Genomic DNA, 23,834 nt, shown 5'->3' with positions numbered 1-23,834 from the left:
TTTTATGAGCTTTTATTCTGTTGTTTTAATATGTTACAATAAGGGGGCATTTTAACATAAGGAAAACAATAATCAATTATGTTTAGTGGATTAATCACTCAAATAGCTAAAGTGAAGAGTTTTCAAAATAGCGTTTTAACGATTGAAAGTAATTTGTATCCAAAACTTGGCGATAGTATTGCCATTAATGGAGCGTGTTTAACGGCTATAAAAAGTTCAAAGACGCATTTTAGCGTGGAGCTAAGTCAAAAAACTCAAAACAGCGTGGCATTAGAAAACTACAAGGATTTAGTCCATATTGAGCCAGCCCTAAAAGCTAACGCACGACTAGATGGGCATTTTGTGCAAGGGCATATTGATGCGATAGGGGTTGTTGAGAAAATCATTCAAAGCGCTAATCAAGTGGATTTTTTTATCAGCACTTCTAAAGAAACGCTTTTATTGTGTATTGAGCAAGGCTCTATTGCTATTGATGGGGTGAGTTTAACCTTAAGCAAGGTTGAAGAAAGGGGGTTTTGGCTAACCATTATCTCTTATACCTTAGAGAACACCCTTTTTAAGACTTACAAACTTAAAAGGCGTGTGAATATTGAAACCGATTTGTTAGTTAGAAGTGTGGCATCTATATTAAAAAAACAAGAGAGTTTGAAAAAAAATGTCTCTTGGAATGAATTAGACGCTCTTACTTTAGGATATTAAAATGAAGCAACCCCAAAAAGCCGCTGCTTTAGCCTATAACATAGGACAAGATTATGCCCCAAGAGTTATCGCAAGTGGGGTGGGAGAAATGGCTAAAAGGATTATTCAAAAAGCTAAAGAATACGATATAGCATTATTTTCTAATCCCATGCTAGTGGATTCGCTTTTAAAGGTGGAGTTAGATAGTGCGATACCAGAAGAATTGTATGAAAGCGTGGTGCAGGTGTTTTTGTGGCTCAATGGTGTAGAAAATGATGCACAAATGTCAAAGTAAATAAAATGTAAAAGTCAAATAGATATGGTAGTAGAATTAAAAAATATTGAAAAAATTTATGAAAATGGATTTCATGCTTTAAGGGGCGTGAATTTAGAGTTACAAAAAGGCGATATTTTAGGTGTAATAGGTTATTCAGGGGCTGGGAAATCTACGCTTATTCGTTTAATCAATTGTTTAGAACGCCCTAGTTCTGGCGAAGTTTTAGTTAATGGTGTCAATTTATTGAACCTAAAACCTAAAGAGTTGCAAATGGCTCGTCAAAAGATAGGCATGATTTTTCAGCATTTCAATTTATTGAGCGCTAAAAATGTGTTTGAAAATGTTGCTTTTGCTTTAGAGATTGCTAAATGGAAAAAAACAGAGATTAAGCCAAGGGTGTATGAACTATTAGAGTTAGTGGGATTAAAAGATAAAGCGCATTTTTATCCTAAAGAGCTTAGTGGGGGGCAAAAGCAACGAGTAGCCATCGCTAGAAGCTTAGCGAATTGTCCTAATTTGCTACTTTGTGATGAAGCCACATCAGCCCTTGATTCTAAAACGACACATTCCATTTTAACCCTTTTAAAAGATATTCAAAAAAAGCTTGATTTAAGCATTGTTTTTATCACGCATCAAATTGAAGTGGTTAAAGAGTTATGCAATCAAATGTGTGTGATAAGTAGTGGTGAGATTGTAGAAAAAGGTTTAGTAGAAGAAATTTTTGCTAACCCAAAACATGCTGTTACTAAAGAATTGCTTGGTGTAAGAAATGAGCATGTAGATAAAAAATCACAAGACATTTATCGCATTGTATTTTTAGGGGAGCATTTAGATGAGCCTATTATTTCTAATTTGATTAGACGTTTTAAAATAGATGTGAGTATCATTTCTGGTAATATTGAAGAGCTTACAACCAAAGATATAGGGTATTTGGTGGTGCGATTTTTAGGTGGTGCTATAGAAATACAAGGGGCTTTAGAGTATTTAAATTCTTTAGGGTTAAAAGTTGAAAAATTAAAGGATTAAAAGAATGATAACTCAAATGTTATTTCAAGCCACCCTAGAAACGCTCTATATGGTGTTTGTGGCAAGTTTTTTAGCTGTCTTTTTTGGTTTGCCTTTGGGGGTTTTATTATTAGTGAGTAAAAAAGGGCATTTGTTAAACAAACCCCTTTTGCATAAAGTTTTAGACACACTCATTAATGTGACTCGTTCTTTTCCTTTTATTATTCTGATTATTTTACTTTTGCCTTTATCTCGTTTTATTATTGGCACAAGCATTGGCTCAAGCGCAAGTATTATCCCACTAGCTATTTCAGCCATTCCTTTTGTGGCTAAACTTTTTGAAAATTCTTTAATGGAAGTAGAGCATGGTAAGATTGAAACCACTTTAAGTTTGGGAGCATCTAATTTAGAAGTCATTAAAATGATGCTTTTAGAGAGCTTGCCTTCTTTAGTAAATAACATCACTATCACTTTAATTTCTTTAATAGGCTATTCGGCTATGGCTGGAGCTTTAGGAGCTGGGGGCTTAGGGGATTTAGCTATTAGGATTGGTTATCAAACTTATAGGGGTGATGTGCTTTTTTATGCGGTAGTGATTATTATTGTTTTAGTGCAAATCATTCAAAGTGGTGGGGATTACTTGGTGAAACGCCTAAAAAAAGGGCGTTAAAACTTCCATTAACTTATTGTTTATTTTTTAAGGTTAAGCAAAGTTTATTTTTCCTATTATTTCGTTGCATTTTCATAATTTTAATAACATAGGAACAAATATGAAAACAAAACTAAAATTTATAACCTTTTCAAGCATTCTTTTAATTTCTCTGTCTTTTCAAGGGCTACATGCTGAAAAAAGCGCTTTTTTCATTGGGGGCATGTATGAAGTGGGTATGGCAACCCTTAAGGACAAGACCACGCAATATGCTGGAACTTCCAAAACCATTGCCAAAACTTTTTCTCAAGACCATAATTCTGTGATTGAGGGCTTTGGTATTCATGTAGGCTATAACCAGCTTTTTGGTAAAAAGGGTTGGGCAGGCTTTCGCTATTATGGATTTTATGATTGGGGGGTAGCGAAGTTTAAAGATGTAAGAATGTATGATGATAATGCCATTGATTTAAATTCAAATTTTAATCTTTCTAGCTATGGCGTAGGAATTGATTTATTGTTAAATGTAGTGAATTTTAAATTCTTTAGCTTAGGCGTATTTGGAGGGGTTGCTATTGGGGGTAATACATGGTATGCTGCTAATCATCACAAGCCTTTAGAAGTCAGGCAGTCTAATTTACCTAATGTAGCAAATGGTTCTGGCTCAGTAGGGGGTGAGCTACACCTTAAGAAAACAGAGTTTGAATGGATGTTTAATACCGGCATTAGAAGTGTTATCGCTAAGCATGTGGGTATTGAGGCAGGATTTAAAATTCCTATGATGACTACGCCATATCTACGCTTTGACACTAAAGATGGCACGCATTCTTATAGCGAAGATTTAAAGCGTAATTGGTCGTTTTATGCAGCGATGTATTTCTTATTTTAAATCTTAGTGATTGAAAGGAGGGGGCTTACAATTCTTTCTTTTTGCTAATAGCACTATTAGCGTAGCCTAAAAATAATCGTTTTAAAATTTATCTTAAATATTTAGTTCTATTTCATTTTTTAGAAAACTTTTTTCAAAAAATAAGAGCCTAACTTTTTTCATTTTCTCGCATTTTTAGTAAAACTTTTATTTACTTTTTATTTACAAAGTTATAAAATTTAGAGTGCAGATAACCACATAAGGAGTTAGAAGTGCGAACAAATAGATTGATTTTTTTAGGATTAAGAAGTGCGTTTGGGGCTGTATTAGCTTTTTCTACTTTAGGAGCTAAAACGCCTTTAATGGATTTAGTCAAAAATGCGAGTTTAGACGGATTTGTTTTTGGGCGTTTCACTCAAGATGGAGGTAAAACAGGCAATGGAAATGGTTTTCAATTCCGTATTAAAGCAGATTTAATCACCGGAGAATACAAAGGCTTTTCTTTTACAACAGGCATCTTTTTTTCACAAGGCTCAGGCGTTCCGGGTAAAGGTAGGCAAGTGTGGGATGATATTCAAGGCTCTAGAGGGGTTAGAATGAAAGGGCAATATGATGTTTTTAGTTTTAACAATCTTTTTGTCAAAAAAACCTTTTTTAAATCTTACGCACAAGTAGGCGAGATGAATTTGAACTCTCCTTTTTATGATAAAAGCACCGATAGGGGGATTGGAGCGAGTTTTGTTAGCAAGGATTTGAAAAATTTTGTTTTTGATTTTAGCGCTTTTGGGAGTTGGATGGCAGATGATTTGTATAGCGCTGGCGTTGCTTATGATTTAAATGGTGCAAAATGTGAAGGGAGTTTAGCTAATGTAGGGTTAAACTCAAAAAGTGGGCGTTTTGATTGTCAAGGAAAGGCTATTGGAGCAGACACAAAGGGGAGTGTTTGGGGAGCAGGTATAGGGAACGCTCTTTTGATTGGCGGAATAGGCTATGGCAAGAAATTTGGTTTTGAAAACCGCCATCATTTTAGGGCTAAATTTTCGGATTTATACGCTCATAAACTCATCAATTACATGATTTTTACTGAGGCTAATTATCGCTATCAATGGGGTGGGTCGCACCAATTTGTAAATGTCTTGTTCCAATTAGCCGCCACAGGCATGAACGATAATGCAGAGTTTCAAACTAAGCGTTCGCAATTTTTAGCGACTTATTTTAAAGATAAAATTAAGCGAGAGAGCATGGCAAATCATGCCCCTCAAGAATTAGCTCAAAGCAGAGGGGTTTATAATTTCCAAGTGAGCGTAGAAAGGCATGGGTTTTATGCGATGCTTGGAACTTTTGGGAGTTTTAATCAAGGCTATGCGAGTTTGATTGATAATGTAGGAGGGTTAAAAACAGCCGGTAAATTATGGAATGGTAGCCAAGGGCATGGGAGCATGGGCTTTGGGCTTGTTGGAGGGGGAGCGACAAAAAATACGAGCATTTATTCAGTGTATTCACAGCTAGATTATCGCTGGAAAAACCTATTATTTGCTTTGGATTTAGTGTTTGTTACCGGTAAGAATAACTTCACTTTATGGGAGGGAGATACGAATTTGAGTGATTTAAGCCAATATCGTGGCTGGGACCCGGCATACAGAGGCTTTAGAGCGACTAAGAATGCGACCTTTGGAGAAATCACCCCAAGCATTGCTTACAAAGTGGGGGATAGATTCACAGCACAACTTTATTATGCGAACTTGTTTGGGCAGATTAGAATGTATAGAGTGCGTTGCCAACTCACCTATTCGTTTTAATAGCACTTAAATAATCTAAAATTTTAAAGCTTTTTTGAGTAAAATGCGTTTTTTAAAATCCATGATTTAAAAAATTCACACTCAAAAAGCGTTTGAATCAATTACAAATAAAATATTCTATATACACTATAAAATAGATTTTTAGCATATTTTTAATATAATTGATATTTTTTAATACGATTTTAAAGTTAATTGATTAAAAATATAAGTTTGATTAAACGATATATAACCAATTTTTATAAATCAAAAACAGCAAACAATTACTAATTGATTAAAAATTATATTCATTTATTAAATATATATTTAATCAAAGATATGATTAACATTTAACTACTAAATAATCCTAAAAAACGAAAGCCAATTTTGTTAAAAATCCACTCATTCATTAAAAATTTTCTCTCTTTTGTCGGTTATTTTTATCTGTTTTTTAAAAAATTTTTGGATAAAAATCTGTCTATTAATTCTTATTAAAACCACCATTTTAACGATATTCTCACTATGTTATTAAAGATAACTCTTATTTTTTAACGAAAAATAGAACCATTGACTTAAGCAAAAATTAATAAAAGTAGCTATAAACTTCCAAAGTTTTGTAAAATCTAACGAAAGGTAACACAATGCAAAAAAATGAATGCAAGGTAATGAAGGAAATGATTATTAATCTCAAAAATTCCGTCTCTCTCTCTCTCTCTCTCTAGCAGTAGTTGTCTCTACTTTAATTTTTTATTGGAGTCTCCAACCTAACCCTTGAATTTTTAGCGGTGTAACAACACCTTTTTACGCCCTAAAAAGAACAAAAATTCCAAATTGTCCGTAGAGCTAGGTATTCCTAGAGTCGTTTTTGTAATTGATAAAAAAGATTGATTACAACTTTTAGTTTTAAAGTCGTTTGAGTTCTATCGCTTAGAGCATATGGTTTTAGGCTGATAGGCTTGTATATAGGTGGTTTATGACTTTTAGTCTGTAACTAAAAATTTTAATTTTAAAAATGAAAGGATCACTAATGTTAAAAAAATTAGTCAAGATAATGAGTTCTAGCGCTTTGGTGTTAGCTAGTATGAGTGCGTTGCACGCTGAAAAAAGCGGTGCTTATGGCGAAGTAGGGTTTCAATGGGCTAATCAAAGCTATACCAACACCACTAAAACTCCCGGCACAAGTGGCTATAACAAAAACGCTGAAATCAATTCTTCAGCCTTTGGTCAAGCAGGAAAAGACACAAGCGCTCCTCAAAATAATGTAGGTCCAATGGGGGCAGTAGTAGACTCTAATGTCTTTGGTGGCGGTAGCAGTAAGTAAGTAATCAAGTAAAGAAAGGAAAAGTAGAATGAAAAGTAAAAAATTTGTTTCTGTAGTCGGTAGTGTGGCGCTTATTGGTAGCGTGGGCGTGTTAGATGCGAAAGTCAATTCGGAAACACAAGCACAAAAAGATGCAAAAATTTATACAAAAGATAAAACTAGTGCTACTAATGCTCTAAAGATCGAAGATTATAACCCTAGTAGTGATACTCTTACAAAAGATAAAAAGGCTGATAAGACAGATACAGGCTCATTACAAGCTGACATTGCTAACATTAAAAAATATGCCGGTAAGGTTACAGCTGATTTAAAAAGCATGAAAACAGATGAGCCTAGTAAAACGAAGTTTGGTACCGATGAGCTTAGCTTTAATAACGACCTTGGAAAATTAAAAGGTTTTGAGAGTGATTACACAGCTAAAGAAAAAGCTATAGCAAAAGCGCTAAAGGCTGAAAAAGCCCCAAGTGCACCCCAAACTCCAACGCAAAAAGCTGAGGCACAAGCTGCAACTGATAATGCTAACTTAACCACAGAAACAGCAGATGTTGCTAAAGCCATTAAAGCAAATACTAATGCCACAACAGATAGCGTTTTAAACCAAGATTTAAAAACTCTTACAACAGACACTGCCACAGAGCAAAAAGACTTGCAAACATTAAAAGGTGCAGCAGCAAGCGAGCAGTCTAAAGACTTAACTACATTACAAAACGATGAAGCAAAAGTAAAAAGCGATACATCAGCCCTTGATACAGCGCTCACAGACTCTCAGTATAAGGGAGCAGTTCCTGCATTACAAACAGCGCAAGACCAAAAGAGCGCGTATGACAATGGCACAGGCGCTACTGGCTCTGTTACTCCAACCACGCCTGAGGGTAAGGCTATCAAAGCAGCAGAAGGCTTGAAATCTAGCTCTAGTGTCGTAAGCGGGGATTTAACAAGTCTTGGCAAAGCTATTGGTGCCGTGAATACTGATAGTGGTGATCTCCAAAAAGCTATTAATTCTGTTACTGGCACAGCTAATTCAACACAAGAAAAAGCTATCAATGGGGATATTACAGCCCTACAAGGTGCTGAGGCACAAGTGGTCGTTGATGAGAAGAATCTAGGGTATGATGCTAATATCGCAGCCGCTCAACAAGCTCTTTCTACATTGCAAGATTCTGTTACTTCTAGCACTCATACAAAAGCTGCAGCAACAGCTACAAGCGGAAGTCCTGCAACGCTTACTAACCCTAACTTAAACAGCTCATGGACTACTCTAGGTGAGCTTACTGGCGCTAAGGGTAATACTGCTATAGCAACTACTTTAACCAACGCTCAAAGCGTTAAGACTGATAGCGCTGTGCAAACTGATGTGCAAACTTTGACTCAAGATGAAAAAAGTGTTAAGAGTGCACTAGGTGCTTTAGAAACGGCTTTAACTCCTCCTGCATCTCCTAAAAAGGGCACAGCAATCGTTCTTGCTACTGAATCAGCTCCAGCTCCAAAAACTCCAACCACGGCAACATTAGAGCAAACTTTTGAAAATGATGTAACCGCATTACAAGGTGCAGAAAACACTCTTTCAACAGCTGTAGGCACCGCGGAAGTGAGTGGGGCTAGTAGTGCATTGAGTGATTTACAAGCAGCGTTAAGCACAGGCGCTAATGCTAAAAATCCTCTAGCCCTTGAAAGTAGTGTTGAAGCTATTAAGACAGCTATTGAGGGCTTGAATACAGCTACAACTGCTATTTCTACAGATTTGACTAACATCAGTAGCACACAAAGTAATAGCACCAATAGCCAATACTTTAATGAGAAAGGTCAAAATATCCTTGTAACCAACCACTATGTGCAAGCGGATTTAAGCGCGGTTAAGACCGATGAGGCTAGTGCGACTAACGCATTAGATGCTGTGGAAAAAGCTCTAACTCCAGCCCCTAAACCCGCTAGTTCTATTGTCCTTGCTACTGATAGTAACTCCGCTCTTACTACCGCTGAAGGTAAGCTCACTAGCGCTGAAAAAGCTTTAACCACAAGCGAGCAAACGCTTAATCAAGACATTACTTTAGCGGGAGATTACAATGAAATTGGTAAGCTTGTAAAACAATATTCAAGTAGTGTGGACAGTTTAAACACAGAGTTTAAAAAGTTTTCTACATCTGATGCTAGTAGTGTTAATAATGGTGTGAAAACTGCATATAACGCATTGCAAACAGCCATAAATGATATTAAGGATGCTTTTGGGTCAGGCAATACGAGTTTAAGTAATGCTATTGCAACCTTAAAGAGCTATAAAAATGGCGAAACTACTGCTGATGCAACGAAGTTTAGCACGCAAAAAACCGCTTTAAACACTCAAATTTTAAACTTGCAAACAGCTGAGAAAAATTTCCAACAATTAGTGCAAAACTTAGAAACCGCTCAAAATAATTCTATTGATGTGGGTTCTACAAACTTCACTTTAGGGGCGACAGACTTTACAACCAGCAATACCGCTCAAAACCTTTCTAACATGCAATCTAATCTCACTCAGTTGCAAACTGCCTTAAACGCTCTTAACTACACTAATGACCATGCAGTTATGCAAGCTTTAAGCAATGCTTTAGCTGTAGTAGACACAGCTAACACAGATTTGAAAAATCCTCAAGTGAATGTCTCTAGCTTAAACAATCAAATGTCAGACGCTAAAGAGGCTTTAGCTGGTTTAGAAAATGTGATTAACTCTGCGATTACAACCGCTGGCTCTAACGCTGATGAAGTAACCAATCTTAAATCTGCTTTAAGCCTTGTTCAAAACGCCAGTGCCGTAGTAAGTCAAGCTAAAAACAATGTCATAGCCGTAGCCGCTCAAAACAACATTGTGCCTACTATCACTCTACCTGCTACACATACTCAAAGCGTAAGTGGTTCAGCTTATGGTGTAGACTTACAGATTGGTTATAAATACTTCTTTGGTAAAACCAAGCATTGGGGTATTAGAGGTTATGCTACTTATGCTTACATGCAATCTAACTTAGGACACACCACTAACATTATGGGTGCAGGTAATGGTGTAGGACAAGCTAATAACCATACTTATGGTGCAGGCTTTGACTTCTTATACAATTTCCACGAAAGTCAAGATGGCATTCATACTGCAGGTATCTTGCTAGGAACAGAACTCTTAGGCTCTACTTGGGTTAATCAAGGAGAATCTATTTGGCATTCTAAAATGGAAGAGATTAAAGCACTAGGAGGAAGCGCTAGTATGAATACAAGCTATTTTCAAATTCCTTTAGTGGTAGGCTTTAGAAGTAATTTCTCTAAGCATAGCGGTATTGAACTAGGATTAAAGATTCCTTTGGTAGTGAATTACTACTTTAGAAGCAATTACAATGGCTTTGAAGAATCCACTATCTATAAGAATAACATCAAGTTGTATTTTAACTATGTGGTGAATTTCTAAGCCTCTTATTTAAAGGGGGGGGATTTAAGTTTATTGACAAGCTTTTAGAACTCTTTTCTTTGCTAAAGCTTAGAAAGAGTTGTTTTTATCCTAACACTTATTTTATATAGGAGTTATTCTAAAAGGATGGGGGAGTTCATTCATTCATTCGTTTTTTATTCTGCTTGCTTGTCTTAACAAGCGAGGGGGTAAAAATAAATTCCAAGCTAATCTTTAAGATATCTTATACCATAATAATCTAAAGCTCTATTTGTAAAAATATTGATAGGTGTTATCTAAAATCAAATATGTATAATTAAATTGTTTTTAAAAGACATTTAGTTTTGGCTCTGTTAAAAACATTGTATTGATAGGTTGTTTTTCACAATAATGATATTATCAATAACATAAAAAATTATTTTTAAAAATAATGAAAAGGGCTTAACTCTCTTTAAAAAAAAAATTAATGCTTACTACATAAAATTTTTTCAGCTAAAGTCTATTTAATGAGTTTTAAACACCAATACTTTTATTTTAGCAACAGAGCTTTAGTTTTTTAAAGTCCCTACACTTCAAAATATAAAAGGCGTTTTAACCCTTTTTGTATTTTTGTGTTGCTTAAGAAATTATTGCCTCACAACACCATTGCAAACTCTTTTTGTTATTGATTTTTAAAAAATAGAGCTTAATCTAATAATCTAACTAGCTTAATGTAAAAAAGAGTGTTTTGAAAGCTTTTTGCAAGTTTTATAGAGAAGTTTAAAACAGATTTTTTTGGGGTTTTGGTGGGGTGTGTTAGCGTTATATTCTAAAAGGGGTTTTATGGTTTTAATGTTAGCGTCGTTTGGGCGTTTGATAAAAAGCAATTTAAAGCGTCAAAAGAGGGCTATTGGAATAATTCCTCTCTTTCTTTTTCGGCTTTAGTCTTAGGATACATTTTATCCCATGCTTGCATGAGTTTTAATTCCGCTTTTCCTAAGTTAATATGATAGGTTTTACTCATATAGAGTTCTGCTCGTGCGATTTGCCCTTTAGAATAATTAGCCGGATAAAAGCGCTTGTTTTTAAAATCGGTATAAACTTGACAATTTCCATATTGGGTGTAGCGCATGTCTTTGGGGCTTTCAGCGTATTTGTAGTTGTTCCTATCGCCATTGACTTCGCCAATGCTTGGCACAAGGTTATGCAAGTCTGCCTCCATTTCCCTAAAAGTAGGGTCTTTTTGGCATGCTTTTCTTCCGCCCTCTCTCCAGCAAGGCAAATGCTTACCAAAGTTTTCAGCAGGCATTAAATGTTCCCATTCCACTCGCCATGCGCGTTTGTTGGTCTTGCCTTTTTTGGTGCTGGCATGGCGGGGGCTGTAGCGGTTGGAGGCTATGATTTCAAAGCTGATTTTCTTGCCTTTATGGATAGCTTTAAAAGGGGCATGGCAGTAAAAGGTTTCATCTAAATCTTGGTGTTTAGCGTAGAATTTAGACAAAGCGAGCTTAGCCTCAGCAAAATTATGTGGTTTAGCGTTTAAAAAAGGGCTTGAGATAGCCCCTAATAATGCGAGTGAAAAAAAAGGTTTGAGAGATTTAAAGAGCATTTAAAAGCCTTTATGGTGTGATAAGTGTTTTGATTTGTTGGTCTAGCTCTAGGCTTTGGGTGCTTAAAGCACCTAGAGTAGTGATGATGTTTTGAGCCTCTTTAGCGGTTTGCTTATTGATAGTTTCTACTTTTAGTAATTCATCAGTGATATGTTGTAAATCTTTGCCTGTTTGCACATAATCGCCAATGGATTCATTGGCCGAACTAATGACATTTTTTAGGTTTTGGCTCATGTTTGAAAACTGCTCTTGGACATTAGAGCTGATTGCAGAAAGTTTTTCAATCTCTTGAGAGTTGAGATTCATTTGGGTAGAGACTTCATGGATTCCTTGAATGATAATGCCAATAGAAGAGTTGATTTCTGTTAGGGATTTTTGCGTTCTTCCGGCTAGATTTCTCACTTCATCAGCTACCACTGCAAAGCCTCTGCCATGCTCGCCCGCTCGTGCTGCCTCAATAGCAGCGTTTAGGGCTAAAAGATTGGTTTGATTAGCAATATCATCAATTAGTTTTAAGATGTTTTTCACATCATCAGCGTTTTGGCTTAAATGCTCAATTTTAGCTGAAAGCTCTTCTTCAGTGGAGGCGCTTTGAGTGATTTTCTCCAATAAATCTTGCAAGGACACAGAGGATTGCTCTACAACAGATTGAGTGCTTTCTAAATCGCCTCTTGTGGTTTGGGCTTTTTCAATGGAAGTGCGCACGCTTTCATTAACTGAGCTTGCCTTATTATCAATCGCAGAAATTAGAGCGTTTCGTTCGCCCATTGTTTTAATGGTAGAACCAATCGCTTTTTTCAGATCTTCTAAGGTGTTGACATTGGAATTAGAGGCTTGAATAAGCGTTTGATGATTGGAGTTTGAGGGATTGCTAGGGGTTTTGGCTAGGTGTTTGATTGATTTTTCAAAAGAGTTTGCTTGAGTGTTGGCAAAAAGCACTAGAACTATTAAGCACAGCACAACAAGGATTAAAAATAAAAGGCTAAAATCTGCCATTTGTTCTTGTAAGACTTCATTAAGGGTGCTTGTGGTAGGGGCTTTAAGCGTGATAAGCTTTTGTAAAACATTGCTTTGAGTGTGTTTGAATAATAAAAGCGTGAGACCTGCTAGTAGGCTTAAACAGACGACAATAGAACTAATTAGGCGCGCATTGAGTTTCATAAAAAAATCTCCTTTTTAGACTTAATTATACTTATCATAGATTAAAGCTTACTGAGTATTTACGCATTAATGGGGTATAAGTTTCTTAAAAAATAGGTTTTAATAGTATTCTTGCTAAAGTTTGGTTATTAGGGGGCATGAAGTTTGAGCTATATTTAAAAAAAATATAAATAAGGCAATTTAAAACCCTTATATTAGTGGTTAAAAATTTTTCAATGTGTGGCTAATAATTGGTTTTAAAGGTTTGTGCTATAAAAATAACTAAGGACTTTTTATCAAGTTTTCAATCATAAAGATAAATTTGTGAGAGAATTAAGAGAGTAGGGGAGACAGCCCCCTTTTTTTAATAAGGGAGTTGCTATTTTAAGGTTTGGTAAGTAAGGGGGCTTACATCATGCCACCCATACCTCCCATTCCGCCCATGCCACCCATATCAGGCATTGCTGGGGTTGCTTTTTCTTCTTTGATTTCATGCACGGTAGCTTCTGTAGTTAAAAGCAAGCTTGAAACTGAAACCGCATTTTGCAAAGCGATTCTTTCTACTTTCAAGGGGTCAATGATACCTTCTTTAAACATATCTACATAAGTGCCATTGCTTGCATTAAAGCCAAAGTGTCCTTCGTGTTTTTCTACTTCATTTACGACTACGCCACTATCATAACCCGCATTAGCAGCAATTTGAGCTAATGGAGCTTTAATCGCACGCATAATAATATCATAGCCCACTTTTTCATCATCGTGTAATTTTAAATCCACTTTTTGAGCCGCACGAATAAGTGCTGCACCCCCACCGATTACGATACCTTCTTCAACAGCCGCTTTTGTCGCACTTAATGCGTCATCTACTCTGTCTTTTTTCTCTTTCATCTCTACTTCAGACGCCGCACCTACTTTAATCACCGCTACACCGCCAGAGAGTTTGGCTAATCTTTCTTGTAATTTTTCTTTATCATAATCGCTTGTTGTAGCTTCAATTTGAGTTTTGATTTGTGCGACTCTGTCTTTAACTTCATTGCTATGACCCTTACCATCTACGATAGTGGTGTTGTCTTTGTCAATCACAATGCGTCCCGCTTTTCCTAAAAGCTCTACCTCAGCGTTTTCTAAAGTTAGACCTAATTCTTCGCTAATGACTTGACCACCGGTTAAAATGGCGATGTCTTTTAACATTTCTTTTCTTCTATCGCCAAAGCCTGGAGCCTTAACAGCAGCTACATTTAATACGCCTCTAAGTTTATTTACTACTAGAGTGGTTAATGCTTCACCCTCAATATCTTCAGCGATGATTAAAAGCGGTTTTCCTTCTTTCATAGTCTTTTCTAATAGCGGAAGAATGTCTTTCATGCTAGAAATTTTCTTATCAGTCAAAAGAATGTAAGCGTTATCTAGTTGAGCGGTCATTTTCTCAGCATTAGTTACAAAATAAGGGGAGAGATAGCCTCTATCAAATTGCATGCCCTCTACCACATCTAATTCATCTTCAATCCCTTTAGCCTCTTCAACGGTAATCACGCCGTCTTTGCCTACTTTTTCCATAGCATCAGCAATAAGTTTTCCGATATTGTGGTCAGAATTTGCAGAAATGGTAGCCACTTGAGTGATTTCTTCTTTACCGCCTACTTTTTTGCTAGATTTTTTAAGCTCGTTAATGATAGCTTCAGCGGCTTTATCCATACCACGCTTCACTTCAATAGGATTAGCCCCAGCGGTAATGTTTCTCAAACCTTCTTTAAAAATGCTATAAGCTAAAACGGTTGCTGTTGTAGTGCCATCGCCTGCTGCATCGGCGGTCTTGCTTGCTACTTCTTTAACAAGTTGAGCGCCCATATTAGCTACAGGACAGCTTAATTCAATTTCTTTAGCCACGCTCACGCCATCTTTAGTGATGCTTGGAGCACCATAGCTTTTTTGGATTAATACATTTCTACCTCTTGGCCCCATAGTAACTTTTACAGCATCATGGAGTTGCTTAACGCCTTCAAACAAATGATTTCTTGCGGTATCTGAAAATTTAATTTCTTTTGCCATTTTGTATCCTTAATAATGTTAATATTTAAATGTTTTTAGTGTCCATGACAGCAAGAGCCGTGTTCTGCACCATGTTTATGGTCATGATGACCACCATGACAGCAAGAGCCTGCACCCACTATGCCTAGAATATCTTCTAATTCTAACACCATGTAATCTGTGCCATCTAAAACGATTTCTGTGCCTTTGTATTTACCAAAAGCGATAATATCGCCCTCTTTCACACATTTGCAACCTTCGCTAATTTTATGACTAACCGCTTTTACTACACCCATTAAAGGCTTTTCTTTAGCGTTATCAGGGATAATGATTCCTGAGCTTGTTTTATTTTCTTCTTCAAGTCTTTCTACTAAGACTCTTTCTCCTAATGGCTGAAACTTCATATTAGTTCTCCTAAGTTCAAAATTAAAATAGAAATTTAGCGCTTAGTATTTTTAAGCGATACCACTATAGCGCATTTTTAGCTATAAGTCAAGCAATAAAACAAAGTCTAAGATTATAACTATAAAGATTATTTAGTCTACTAGTATAAAGTTTCATTAGCTTAAAAATATAAAGATTAGAATATTTTGGGCTACAAAAGAACCTCTTTTAAGATTTTATTTATTTAGTATAATTCACTTAAGCAAGTATCAACCAAAGAAAGCATGAATGAATGATTATTAAAAGTTCCATTGAGCGTCTTTTACAAGTTGCAGATATTGTAGAAGTGATTGGTTCTTATGTGGATTTAAGAAAAACCGGTGCAAATTACATGGCTTGCTGTCCGTTTCATGATGAGCGTAGTGCGAGTTTTAGCATCAATCAAGTTAAGGGGTTTTATCATTGCTTTGGTTGTGGGGCGAGTGGGGATAGTATTAAATTTGTTATGGAGTTTGAAAAGCTTTCGTTTAAAGAAGCGGTTGAAAAATTAGCCCATAGATTCAATGTGGCTTTAGAATATGAAAAAGGCACTTATTATGATAATAAGGAAGACTATCATTTATTAGAAGAAGTAAGCTCGTTGTATCAAGCAGAGCTTTCTAATGCCCCTTATTTTTTGCATTATTTGAAAAAAAGGGGGCTTAGCATAGAAAGCATTCAAGCCTTTAAATTAGGATTATGCACGAATGAAATTTATCGTGGTATTGAAAATAGAGACTTAAATAAGGATAAGTTGATTGAATTTGGTGTGCTTGGCAAAAGTGATAGAAATAATCATAATAAAATATATTTACGCTTTTTAGAGCGTATCATGTTTCCTATCTATAATCCTAGTGCTAAGGTGGTAGGTTTTGGGGGGCGCACTTTAAGAGATAATGTAGCAAAGTATATTAACTCACCTCAAAATAAACTTTTTGATAAATCTAGTTTACTTTATGGCTATCATTTGGCTAAAGAACAAATCTATAAGCAAAAGCAAATCATTGTAACAGAAGGGTATTTAGATGTGATTTTATTACACCAAGCGGGGTTTAAAAATGCTGTAGCCACACTTGGAACGGCTCTAACGCAAGCGCATTTGCCCTTGCTTAAAAAAGGTGAGCCTGAAATTATTCTAAGCTATGATGGGGATAAGGCAGGGCAAAACGCCGCTTATAAAGCGAGCTTAATGTTAGCTAAAGAGCAAAGAAAAGGGGGGGTAATCTTATTTGAAAATAATCTAGACCCAGCGGATATGGTAGCAAACAATAATATTGAAACCTTAAAAAGTTTGTTGTTACACCCTGTAGCTTTTATTGAATTTGTTTTAAGACATATGGCTCATTCTTATGTCTTAAATGACCCTTTAGAAAAAGATAAGGCTCTTAAAGAAATGTTAGGTTTTTTAAAAAACTTTTCTTTGCTTTTGCAAAATGAATACAAGCCTTTAATTGCTACACTTTTACAAGTGCCTTTACATGTTTTAGGGATTAAAGAGCCTATGCCCTTTCAATCCTTTAATCATAAAATAGAAAAATCCATGCCAAATTATGCTCAAAAATTTGTAAATTCCTCTAACACGCTGAGTTTAGAATTTTTAGAAAAATTAGTGATTCGCTACCTTTTAGAAGACAGAAGCTTATTAGATTTAGCCATAGGTTATATTCATAGTGGGGTATTCTTGCATAAAAAACAAGAATTTGATGCTTTGTGTCAAGAAAAATTTGATGACTCTAAATTAGCTGCGTTATTATTAGAAGATGCAAATTTACCCCTAAAAGAAGGGGGGTTTGAAAAGGAATTATGCTTGTTGATTTTACGCTATTATGAACGGCAATTAAAAGAAATTCCTAAAAGCTCGCTTCCTTTTAGCGAAAAAATGGTTTTTTTAAAAAAAGCTCGTGAAGCTATTGTTAAATTAAAGCAAGGAGAATTAGTCGCTGTATGAAAAAAATTAAAGCTTTAGCCTTATTTAGTGGGGGGCTAGATAGTTTGTTGTCTATGAAATTACTCATTGAGCAAGGCATTGAAGTAACCGCTTTGCATTTTAATATAGGATTTGGGGGGAACAAGGATAAAAGAGAGTATTTTGAAAACGCCACCGCTCAAATTGGAGCCAAACTCTTAGTGTGCGATATTAGAGAGCAATTTTTTAATGATGTGTTGTTTAAGCCAAAATATGGTTATGGAAAATATTTCAACCCTTGTATAGATTGTCATGCAAACATGTTTAGAAATGCGTTTTATAAAATGCTTGAATTAAACGCTGACTTTGTTTTGAGTGGAGAAGTGTTAGGACAACGCCCCAAATCTCAAAGAAAAGAAGCATTAGACCAAGTGAGAAAGCTTGTAAGAAGTGTGGGCGAAGAAGAGTGTTTTGATAAAATCTTAGATAGAAGTGGTGCTAATGATGAAAGAGCGCAATTTTTAGATGAGTTATTATTGCGTCCTATGAGTGCTAAACTCTTAGAGCCTACCTTTATGGAAAAAAAGGGTTGGGTCAATAGAGAGAAGCTTTTAGATGTGAGTGGTAGGGGGCGAAGCAGGCAATTACAAATGGTAAAAGATTATGGCTTGAAATACTATGAAAAGCCAGGTGGGGGGTGCTTGCTTACGGATATTCAGGTGAGCAATAAGATTAAGAATTTAAAAGAGCATAGAGAAATGGTGATTGAAGATAGCATGATTGTTAAAATGGGGCGTTATTTTGTCTTACCTAATAACGCTCGCTTAATTGTGGCAAGAAATGAAGAAGAAAACCACAAGCTTGATATTAAACACCCCTTAATGGATAAAATTGAGCTATTAGGCTGTAAAGGCCCTTTAAGTTTAGTAGATAAAAACGCTACTAAAGAAGATAGAGAGTTAGCAGGGCGTATCGCTCTAGGCTATGCTAAGACTCTAAAAGAGCAAGCTTACTTGGTTCAAATAGGGGGTAAAACATGCGAGCTCTACCCTTTAGATAAAGAGAATGCTAGGCAGTATCTATTGACTTGATTAAGGGGCTTACAAGGCTTGTTATGGCTTTTAGTTTGTTGCTCTCTGTAAAATTTAGCGTTTTCTTTTTGTGCTATAATGCACTCAGTTTATATGAGACTAAAAAGCGCTATTTCGCTATTTTCTAGGAGGTTTTGTATGCAAGAATTTTTAGGTTTTGGCGTGGTAGGAAATTTTGCGGGGCATTTGGAACAAGCAGGAGAAAGTCATAGCTTTATCAATATGAAAAGTTGTGAAAAAGATGCGCCAAAAGGGTTGTTTCCCTTTTATGTTCCGCATGAGTTGTCATATTTAGGGCGTTTTTGTGTGGATAATGAAAAAATTGTCCTACCTGATGACCCTAGCTTGCATGTGCAAGCAGAGCCAGAAATCGCTTTAGAATGCGATGTAAAATATGATGCGCAACATTTTGTTTCGCAGTTAGTGCCTAACTTTTTTATGGCGTTCAATGATACTTCGGTGCGTAATGACCCAACAGCACAGAAATTATCTCAAAAAAAGAACTTTTCATGTGCCTCTAAGGGTATGGGGCAAAGGATTATGATTGATAGATTTGTTTATGGGGGTGTGTGTAATAATTTTTCTATCGCCTCCTTTTTGAAACGCAAAAAAGTATGGCATGTTTATGGCGAGAATAGCAAGCTTGTAAAATACGAGTTTTTTTATCAAAAACTACTAGATTGGATAAAAGATAGGCTTAATCATCAGCAAGATTGCGATTCTTTAGAGGCTCTAAGACCTTTTTTAGAACGCCACAATTTTCCTACTAAGATTATTGTAACCATTGGTGCGACCCCTTATATGCCCTTTGCTCAAACGCATTTTTTACAAAAGGGCGATGAGGTGGCTATTATTGCTTACAACCATTTGCAATATAGTTTTGAAAAAATTCAAGGCATGCTAGAGGAGGGTATCTTGGGGACTAAAGACCATGCCAACATTTCTTATATTTTGCAAAAGGTGCAATAGCAAGCTAATTAGAACAAACGCTGTTGCATAGCTTTTATTTTTAACTTTTTTACCCTTTTTAGGGTAGGGATTTAAGATTTTTACCCCTTTTTAGAGTCGCTTAATCACTTTTTAGAAAAAATATCTCAAAGTTAATCATTATTAAACAAAAAAGGATTTTCGTGCGTGCTTGGTTTTTTAAAATAGTGGTTTTAGTGGTAATGTGTTTTTCAAACCTGTTTGCCGAAGGTTTAGAAGGGTTTTTCAACGCCCTAGAATCCCAGCTTAAAAGCCCTATAGCTAAGGGAATTTTAATGGTGATTTTTATAGGAATTGCCATTTATGTGTGGAGAAATTTAGACAGGTGGAAAGAGATTTTATTCACCATACTTGGTGTGGTGTTTGGAATTTTCTTGTTTTTTAAAGCCCCTAGTTTAGCAAGCTGGTTTATGGGGATATTTTAATGGTTTTTGCATCAGTGAGCGTGAGAAACTTGCGTGAAATTTCTGTTAAAGAAAAATTTTTGTGGCTGAATGCAAAGTCTTATCTCATTTCTATTTTTGTGCCTTTCATCTTGCTCCCTTGGATTGATTTGTTGAGTGCCTTTTTGTTGTATTTAGGGTTTTTAGTCCTTTTTAGCGTGCTAGAATTTTTTGATGAAGATATTTCAGACATCATCATTGCTAGGAGTAAGATTAAGACTAAAACTAAATGCTACAGGGCATAAAGATGTTAGAAAAGCTTGTAAGCACTATCAAGCAAAAGGTTTCAAACTATCTTTTAGGGGTTTTGCCTAAAAGCTATTCAATGAGTGAAGAAAACAATATTCTAGGCTTGTATGATGAAAATTTTTTACTCACCAAAAATGAAAATCTAGTCGGCATTCTTAGTTTAGAAGGCATTAGCTATTCGCATTTAAGCACAGAACAATTGCATGATTTATTCACTGAACGCCAAATGGCGTTAGACTCTTTAGAAAAAGTCGTGGTGCGAATTGTAGCCAAAAGGCGTAAGATGGATTACAGACAGAACACTCAAGCAAAATCTAAATTCGTGCAAGCTATTTTGGATAAATTTGAAAATAAGGAAGTGTATGAAAATCAATATTTTTTAGTCTTAGAAAGCACGCATTCTTTATGGGGCGTTTTAGAGCATAAGAAACAAACTCTTATGCGTGCTAATAAAGAAAATTTTAAGGATATTCTCTCTTATAAATCACATTTTTTACAAGAAACTTTAAAAAGCCTAGAAATTCAGCTCAAAAATTATCGCCCCAAACTCTTAAACTCTAAAGAAGTTTTGAATTTCTATGCTGAGTATATCAATGGGTTTGAATTACCCCTAAAGCCCTTAGTAGGGGGGTATTTGAGTGATAGCTATATCGCTAGTTCGGTAACTTTTGAAAAAGATTATTTCATTCAAGAGCGTTTTAATCAAAAGCTTTATAACCGCTTAATCGGTATTAAAGCCTATGAGAGCGAACGCATTACTTCTATAGCCATTGCCACGCTTTTATACCAAAAAGCTCATTTGGATATTATCTTTTCCATAGAGCCTATGAGCGTGAATAAAACGCTTAGTTTTTTAAAAGAACGCACTAAATTTAGCATGTCTAATCTAGTTAAAAATGAGTTGCTAGAATACCAAGAATTAGTCAAAACCAAACGCTTATCAATGCAAAAATTCGTCTTAAACATTTTGATAAAAGCCCCTAGTTTAGAGAGCTTAGACACTCAAACAAGCTTAGTTTTAGGGCTTTTATCTAAGGAAAACTTAGTGGGCGTTATAGAAACTTTTGGTTTGAAAGGGGGGTATTTTTCCTTTTTTCCTGAACGCATTCATTTAAACCACCGCTTGCGTTTTTTAACTTCTAAAGCTTTAGCATGTTTAATGGTATTTGAAAAGCAAAATTCAGGCTTTAGGGCAAATTCATGGGGGAATAGTCCTTTGAGCGTGTTTAAAAATTTGGATAATTCCCCTTTTTTGTTTAATTTTCACAACCAAGAAGTGAGTCATAACAAAGCTAAAGAAGTCGCTAGAGTGAATGGACATACCTTAATCATAGGGGCAACAGGAAGTGGTAAAAGCACCTTAATAAGCTTTTTAATGATGAGTACTTTGAAATATAAAAACATGCGTCTTTTAGCCTTTGACAGAATGCAAGGCTTATATTCTTTCACAAAATTTTTTAAGGGTCATTATCATGATGGGCTTAGTTTTAGCATTAACCCTTTTTCATTAGAGCCAAACGCACAGAACATGCAATTTTTACAATCCTTTTATCAAGCGATGTTAAACATAAAAGACCCCACTTCACGCAATAAAGAATTAATAGAAGATGTGAATGCGATTTCTAATGCCATTATGAGTCTTTATGAAACCTTGTATCCTAAAGCCTTTGATTTAAAGGATTTTAAAGAAACCCTTAAAAGAACTTCATCTAATCAATTGAATTTGAGTTTAGAGCCGTATTTGAGTAACCCCCTTTTTAATGCTCTTAATGATACATTAAATACAAACGCCTTTTTAAATGTTATCAATTTAGACGCTATCACTCAAAACCCCAAAGACTTGGGGCTTTTAGCCTACTACCTGTTTTATAAAATCTTAGAAGAATCTAGGAAAAATGATAGTGGGTTTTTAGTTTTTTTAGACGAGTTTAAGTCCTATGTAGAAAATGATTTGCTTAATACTAAGATTAACGCTCTAATCACGCAAGCACGAAAGGCCAATGGCGTGGTGGTGTTAGCTTTGCAAGATATTTATCAGCTAAGTGGGGTAAAAAACGCCCATAGTTTTTTAAGCAATATGGGAACGCTTATTTTATACCCACAAAAAAACGCTAGGGAGTTAAAGCAAAATTTTAATGTGCCAATAAGCGAAATGGAAATTTCTTTTTTAGAAAACACGCCTTTACATTCAAGACAGGTTTTAGTCAAAAATTTAGGCGATGGGAGTTCTAATATGATTGATGTGAGTTTAGAGAGTTTGGGGCATTATCTAAAAATTTTTAATTCTGATTCTAGCCATGTCAATAAAATGAAAGCTTTAGAAAAAGATTATCCTAAAGAGTGGCGTGAAAAACTTTTAAAGAGTTAGTAGGGTTTCAAACGCCCCCATTCAGATGGCTAAGGCACATAAAAAATTAGGGGACTCTGCTGTATTCCTACCCTGAAGCGTTACCCTAAAATCCTATTGCATAGGTCTAAATAAGAGCTTGGGTAGTATTCTAGCCATAAAAAGCTTATGTTTTCATAAAAATGTTATGATAGTTGCTGAAAATGTATACGGACTACCTTTTCTAAATTATAAAGGAAATCATTGAGACGCTTAGTATTGCTATTTTGGATTTTTATAGGAGCATTGTTATCAGGTTGCATAGGCTATCGTATGGATTTAGCTCATTTTAATACCATTTATTATGAAGAAAGCCCTAAAAAAGCTTATGAATGGTCTAAGCAATTCACCAAGCAAAAAAAGAACGCTCTTTTATGGGATATGCAAAATGGCTTGAGCGCTTTATATGCGGGGGATTATAAAGGTTCTTTAACCATGCTAGATGCGGCTGAAAAACGCTTTGATACTACACAAAACGCTTTTATAAAATCTGCTGGTTATGTGGGTGCAACAATCGTTAATGATAATGTGCGTGCTTATGTAGGAAATATCTATGAAAGCGTTTTAATCAATTATTATAAAGCGATAGATTACATGCTTTTAGGGGATAGTCCTAATGCGAGAGTGGAGTTTAATCGGGCGAATGAACGCCAACGAAGGGCTAAAGAATTTTATTATAAGGAAGTGCAAAAAGCTATCAAAGAGATTGATTCAAGCAAGCAACACCGCATTAATATGGAACGCTCTAGAGAAGAAGTGGGCGAAATTTTAAACGCTACTTATTCTAATTTAGATAAATATCAAGCTTATCAAGGCTTGCTTAATCCTATTGTTTCATATCTTTCGGGCTTATTTTATGCGTTAGAGGGGGATAGAGCTAAGGGGATAGACTATCTCAAAGAGGCCTATGGAATCAATCAAAGCCCTATGATTGCTAGAGATTTGCTCTTTTTTCAGCACCCCACTAAAAGCCATTTTACTTGGATTATCATTGAAGATGGTAAGCAACCTCAAAAAAGCGAATTTAAAATCAATGTGCCTATTCCCATGCTTGATGCGGTGTATGATGCAAGTCTAGCTGTGCCTAAACTAGAAGAGGGCGAGACTTTTTATCAAAGCTTTACTATTCAAGATAAAGCCGGTGAAAAGTCTTTTGAAACTTTGTCTTTAATGGATGCGGTTGTAGCAAGTGAATTTAGAAAGCAACTCCCCTACATTATCACAAGAGCTATTCTTTCAGCGTCTTTTAAGGTAGGTATGGAGGCAGTAGCCAACCATTATTTAGGGTTTGTGGGAGGGTTAGTAACTTCCTTATATGCGGCAGCAAGCACCTTTGCAGACACAAGAAATACAAGTATTTTTGCGCATAAATTTTATGCAATCCGCTTAAACAATAAAGCCTTTGAGCGTTATAATATTCAAGCAGGTCATATTAATGCGCTTTCTTTTAGCTTGCAACCTTGCGATAAATCTCTTAAAGCCCCAGAAGTCCTTAATGCCAAAGCATTGCCCTCTGAATTTGTCATCACGCCTCAAGCGTTTTGTTCTAATCGTAATAATATTTTATATGTTCGTAGTTTTAAAAATGGCTTTATTCTAAAACATTTAAAATAGCT

General features: G+C 35.7%; 19 protein-coding genes and 1 other RNA gene. 15 read left to right on the top strand and 5 right to left on the bottom strand.

Annotation, left to right across the window (positions count from 1 at the left end):
* The first annotated feature begins 78 nt into the window (after nucleotides 1–78).
* The 8 genes from ribE to C6H25_RS04800 all read left to right on the top strand — a co-directional run bounded on the left by ribE (nucleotide 79) and on the right by C6H25_RS04800 (nucleotide 9,997).
* Nucleotides 79–699: a riboflavin synthase gene (gene ribE / locus C6H25_RS04835; RefSeq protein WP_104748330.1), complete on the top strand. Its 621-nt coding sequence runs from the start codon at nucleotides 79–81 to the stop codon at nucleotides 697–699.
* 1 nt (nucleotide 700) lies between these two features.
* The gene (locus C6H25_RS04830; RefSeq protein WP_104748329.1) at nucleotides 701–973 is read left to right on the top strand and encodes a FlhB-like flagellar biosynthesis protein; all 273 of its coding nucleotides are present in this window, start codon (nucleotides 701–703) and stop codon (nucleotides 971–973) included.
* Nucleotides 974–997: 24 nt separating this feature from the next.
* The gene (locus tag C6H25_RS04825) at nucleotides 998–1,981 is read left to right on the top strand and encodes a methionine ABC transporter ATP-binding protein (protein WP_104748328.1); all 984 of its coding nucleotides are present in this window, start codon (nucleotides 998–1,000) and stop codon (nucleotides 1,979–1,981) included.
* A gap of 4 nt (nucleotides 1,982–1,985) precedes the next feature.
* Nucleotides 1,986–2,630 carry a methionine ABC transporter permease gene (locus C6H25_RS04820; RefSeq protein ID WP_104748327.1) on the top strand — a complete coding sequence of 215 codons (645 nt, stop codon included), beginning with the start codon at nucleotides 1,986–1,988 and terminating at the stop codon, nucleotides 2,628–2,630.
* A 100-nt stretch (nucleotides 2,631–2,730) separates the two neighbouring features.
* Nucleotides 2,731–3,495, top strand: a complete 765-nt coding sequence (locus tag C6H25_RS04815; RefSeq protein ID WP_104748326.1) for an outer membrane protein — start codon at nucleotides 2,731–2,733, stop codon at nucleotides 3,493–3,495.
* Between the two features lie 251 nt (nucleotides 3,496–3,746).
* Nucleotides 3,747–5,273 carry a hypothetical protein gene (locus C6H25_RS04810; protein WP_104748325.1) on the top strand — a complete coding sequence of 509 codons (1,527 nt, stop codon included), beginning with the start codon at nucleotides 3,747–3,749 and terminating at the stop codon, nucleotides 5,271–5,273.
* Nucleotides 5,274–6,276: 1,003 nt separating this feature from the next.
* A complete protein-coding gene (locus C6H25_RS04805; RefSeq protein WP_104748324.1) occupies nucleotides 6,277–6,570 on the top strand; it encodes a hypothetical protein in 294 nt (97 codons plus the stop codon).
* A gap of 28 nt (nucleotides 6,571–6,598) precedes the next feature.
* On the top strand, nucleotides 6,599–9,997 hold the full coding sequence (locus C6H25_RS04800; RefSeq protein WP_104748323.1) for an outer membrane protein: 3,399 nt from the start codon (nucleotides 6,599–6,601) through the stop codon (nucleotides 9,995–9,997).
* A gap of 865 nt (nucleotides 9,998–10,862) precedes the next feature.
* Here C6H25_RS04800 and C6H25_RS04795 read toward each other — a convergent pair.
* From C6H25_RS04795 to groES, 4 genes are all read right to left on the bottom strand, one after another.
* Nucleotides 10,863–11,564, bottom strand: coding sequence for an endonuclease (locus C6H25_RS04795; RefSeq protein WP_104748322.1), 702 nt, complete (start codon nucleotides 11,562–11,564; stop codon nucleotides 10,863–10,865).
* 10 nt (nucleotides 11,565–11,574) lie between these two features.
* Nucleotides 11,575–12,726, bottom strand: a complete 1,152-nt coding sequence (locus tag C6H25_RS04790; RefSeq protein ID WP_104748321.1) for a methyl-accepting chemotaxis protein — start codon at nucleotides 12,724–12,726, stop codon at nucleotides 11,575–11,577.
* A gap of 387 nt (nucleotides 12,727–13,113) precedes the next feature.
* Nucleotides 13,114–14,754, bottom strand: a complete 1,641-nt coding sequence (gene groL, locus C6H25_RS04785; protein ID WP_104748320.1) for a chaperonin GroEL — start codon at nucleotides 14,752–14,754, stop codon at nucleotides 13,114–13,116.
* 35 nt (nucleotides 14,755–14,789) lie between these two features.
* Nucleotides 14,790–15,137 (bottom strand): co-chaperone GroES, encoded by a 348-nt coding sequence (gene groES / locus C6H25_RS04780; protein ID WP_104713695.1) that lies wholly within the window; start codon nucleotides 15,135–15,137, stop codon nucleotides 14,790–14,792.
* Between the two features lie 272 nt (nucleotides 15,138–15,409).
* Here groES and dnaG point away from each other — a divergent pair, with 272 nt between their 5' ends.
* From dnaG to C6H25_RS04750, 6 genes are all read left to right on the top strand, one after another.
* Nucleotides 15,410–17,104 carry a DNA primase gene (gene dnaG, locus C6H25_RS04775; RefSeq protein ID WP_104748319.1) on the top strand — a complete coding sequence of 565 codons (1,695 nt, stop codon included), beginning with the start codon at nucleotides 15,410–15,412 and terminating at the stop codon, nucleotides 17,102–17,104.
* Nucleotides 17,101–18,153, top strand: a complete 1,053-nt coding sequence (locus C6H25_RS04770) for an MnmA/TRMU family protein (protein WP_104748318.1) — start codon at nucleotides 17,101–17,103, stop codon at nucleotides 18,151–18,153. The genes dnaG and C6H25_RS04770 overlap by 4 nt, the downstream gene beginning before the upstream one ends.
* 138 nt (nucleotides 18,154–18,291) lie before the next feature.
* Nucleotides 18,292–19,122 (top strand): DUF5718 family protein, encoded by an 831-nt coding sequence (locus C6H25_RS04765; protein WP_104748317.1) that lies wholly within the window; start codon nucleotides 18,292–18,294, stop codon nucleotides 19,120–19,122.
* A gap of 161 nt (nucleotides 19,123–19,283) precedes the next feature.
* Nucleotides 19,284–19,565 (top strand): TrbC/VirB2 family protein, encoded by a 282-nt coding sequence (locus C6H25_RS04760; protein WP_104748316.1) that lies wholly within the window; start codon nucleotides 19,284–19,286, stop codon nucleotides 19,563–19,565.
* A complete protein-coding gene (locus tag C6H25_RS04755; protein ID WP_104748315.1) occupies nucleotides 19,565–19,828 on the top strand; it encodes a competence protein ComB in 264 nt (87 codons plus the stop codon). Before C6H25_RS04760 ends, C6H25_RS04755 begins: the two co-directional genes overlap by 1 nt.
* A 2-nt stretch (nucleotides 19,829–19,830) precedes the next feature.
* Nucleotides 19,831–22,200, top strand: coding sequence for a VirB4 family type IV secretion/conjugal transfer ATPase (locus tag C6H25_RS04750; protein WP_104748314.1), 2,370 nt, complete (start codon nucleotides 19,831–19,833; stop codon nucleotides 22,198–22,200).
* 15 nt (nucleotides 22,201–22,215) lie between these two features.
* Here C6H25_RS04750 and ffs read toward each other — a convergent pair.
* Nucleotides 22,216–22,313, bottom strand: an RNA gene (ffs, locus tag C6H25_RS04745) — signal recognition particle sRNA small type.
* 109 nt (nucleotides 22,314–22,422) lie between these two features.
* Between ffs and C6H25_RS04740 the strand changes: the two genes are divergently transcribed.
* The gene (locus C6H25_RS04740; RefSeq protein ID WP_104748313.1) at nucleotides 22,423–23,832 is read left to right on the top strand and encodes a COG3014 family protein; all 1,410 of its coding nucleotides are present in this window, start codon (nucleotides 22,423–22,425) and stop codon (nucleotides 23,830–23,832) included.
* The last annotated feature ends 2 nt before the right edge of the window (nucleotides 23,833–23,834 follow it).

The sequence above is a fragment of the Helicobacter cetorum genome, assembly GCF_900198405.1.
Classification (GTDB): domain Bacteria; phylum Campylobacterota; class Campylobacteria; order Campylobacterales; family Helicobacteraceae; genus Helicobacter; species Helicobacter cetorum_C.
Note: the sequence above shows the minus strand (reverse complement) of the source record. Positions and strands in the feature narration are given on the sequence as shown.

What these genes read in the sequence shown, in the direction of transcription:
- C6H25_RS04805 (WP_104748324.1), top strand. Translation starts at nt 6,277, where the DNA reads ATGTTAAAAAAATTAGTCAAGATAATGAGTTCTAGCGCTTTGGTGTTA.
- ribE (WP_104748330.1), top strand. Translation starts at nt 79, where the DNA reads ATGTTTAGTGGATTAATCACTCAAATAGCTAAAGTGAAGAGTTTTCAA.
- C6H25_RS04800 (WP_104748323.1), top strand. Translation starts at nt 6,599, where the DNA reads ATGAAAAGTAAAAAATTTGTTTCTGTAGTCGGTAGTGTGGCGCTTATT.
- C6H25_RS04820 (WP_104748327.1), top strand. Translation starts at nt 1,986, where the DNA reads ATGATAACTCAAATGTTATTTCAAGCCACCCTAGAAACGCTCTATATG.
- C6H25_RS04815 (WP_104748326.1), top strand. Translation starts at nt 2,731, where the DNA reads ATGAAAACAAAACTAAAATTTATAACCTTTTCAAGCATTCTTTTAATT.
- C6H25_RS04795 (WP_104748322.1), bottom strand. Translation starts at nt 11,564, where the DNA reads ATGCTCTTTAAATCTCTCAAACCTTTTTTTTCACTCGCATTATTAGGG.
- dnaG (WP_104748319.1), top strand. Translation starts at nt 15,410, where the DNA reads ATGATTATTAAAAGTTCCATTGAGCGTCTTTTACAAGTTGCAGATATT.
- C6H25_RS04755 (WP_104748315.1), top strand. Translation starts at nt 19,565, where the DNA reads ATGGTTTTTGCATCAGTGAGCGTGAGAAACTTGCGTGAAATTTCTGTT.
- C6H25_RS04770 (WP_104748318.1), top strand. Translation starts at nt 17,101, where the DNA reads ATGAAAAAAATTAAAGCTTTAGCCTTATTTAGTGGGGGGCTAGATAGT.
- groL (WP_104748320.1), bottom strand. Translation starts at nt 14,754, where the DNA reads ATGGCAAAAGAAATTAAATTTTCAGATACCGCAAGAAATCATTTGTTT.
- C6H25_RS04825 (WP_104748328.1), top strand. Translation starts at nt 998, where the DNA reads ATGGTAGTAGAATTAAAAAATATTGAAAAAATTTATGAAAATGGATTT.
- groES (WP_104713695.1), bottom strand. Translation starts at nt 15,137, where the DNA reads ATGAAGTTTCAGCCATTAGGAGAAAGAGTCTTAGTAGAAAGACTTGAA.
- C6H25_RS04750 (WP_104748314.1), top strand. Translation starts at nt 19,831, where the DNA reads ATGTTAGAAAAGCTTGTAAGCACTATCAAGCAAAAGGTTTCAAACTAT.
- C6H25_RS04830 (WP_104748329.1), top strand. Translation starts at nt 701, where the DNA reads ATGAAGCAACCCCAAAAAGCCGCTGCTTTAGCCTATAACATAGGACAA.
- C6H25_RS04765 (WP_104748317.1), top strand. Translation starts at nt 18,292, where the DNA reads ATGCAAGAATTTTTAGGTTTTGGCGTGGTAGGAAATTTTGCGGGGCAT.
- C6H25_RS04790 (WP_104748321.1), bottom strand. Translation starts at nt 12,726, where the DNA reads ATGAAACTCAATGCGCGCCTAATTAGTTCTATTGTCGTCTGTTTAAGC.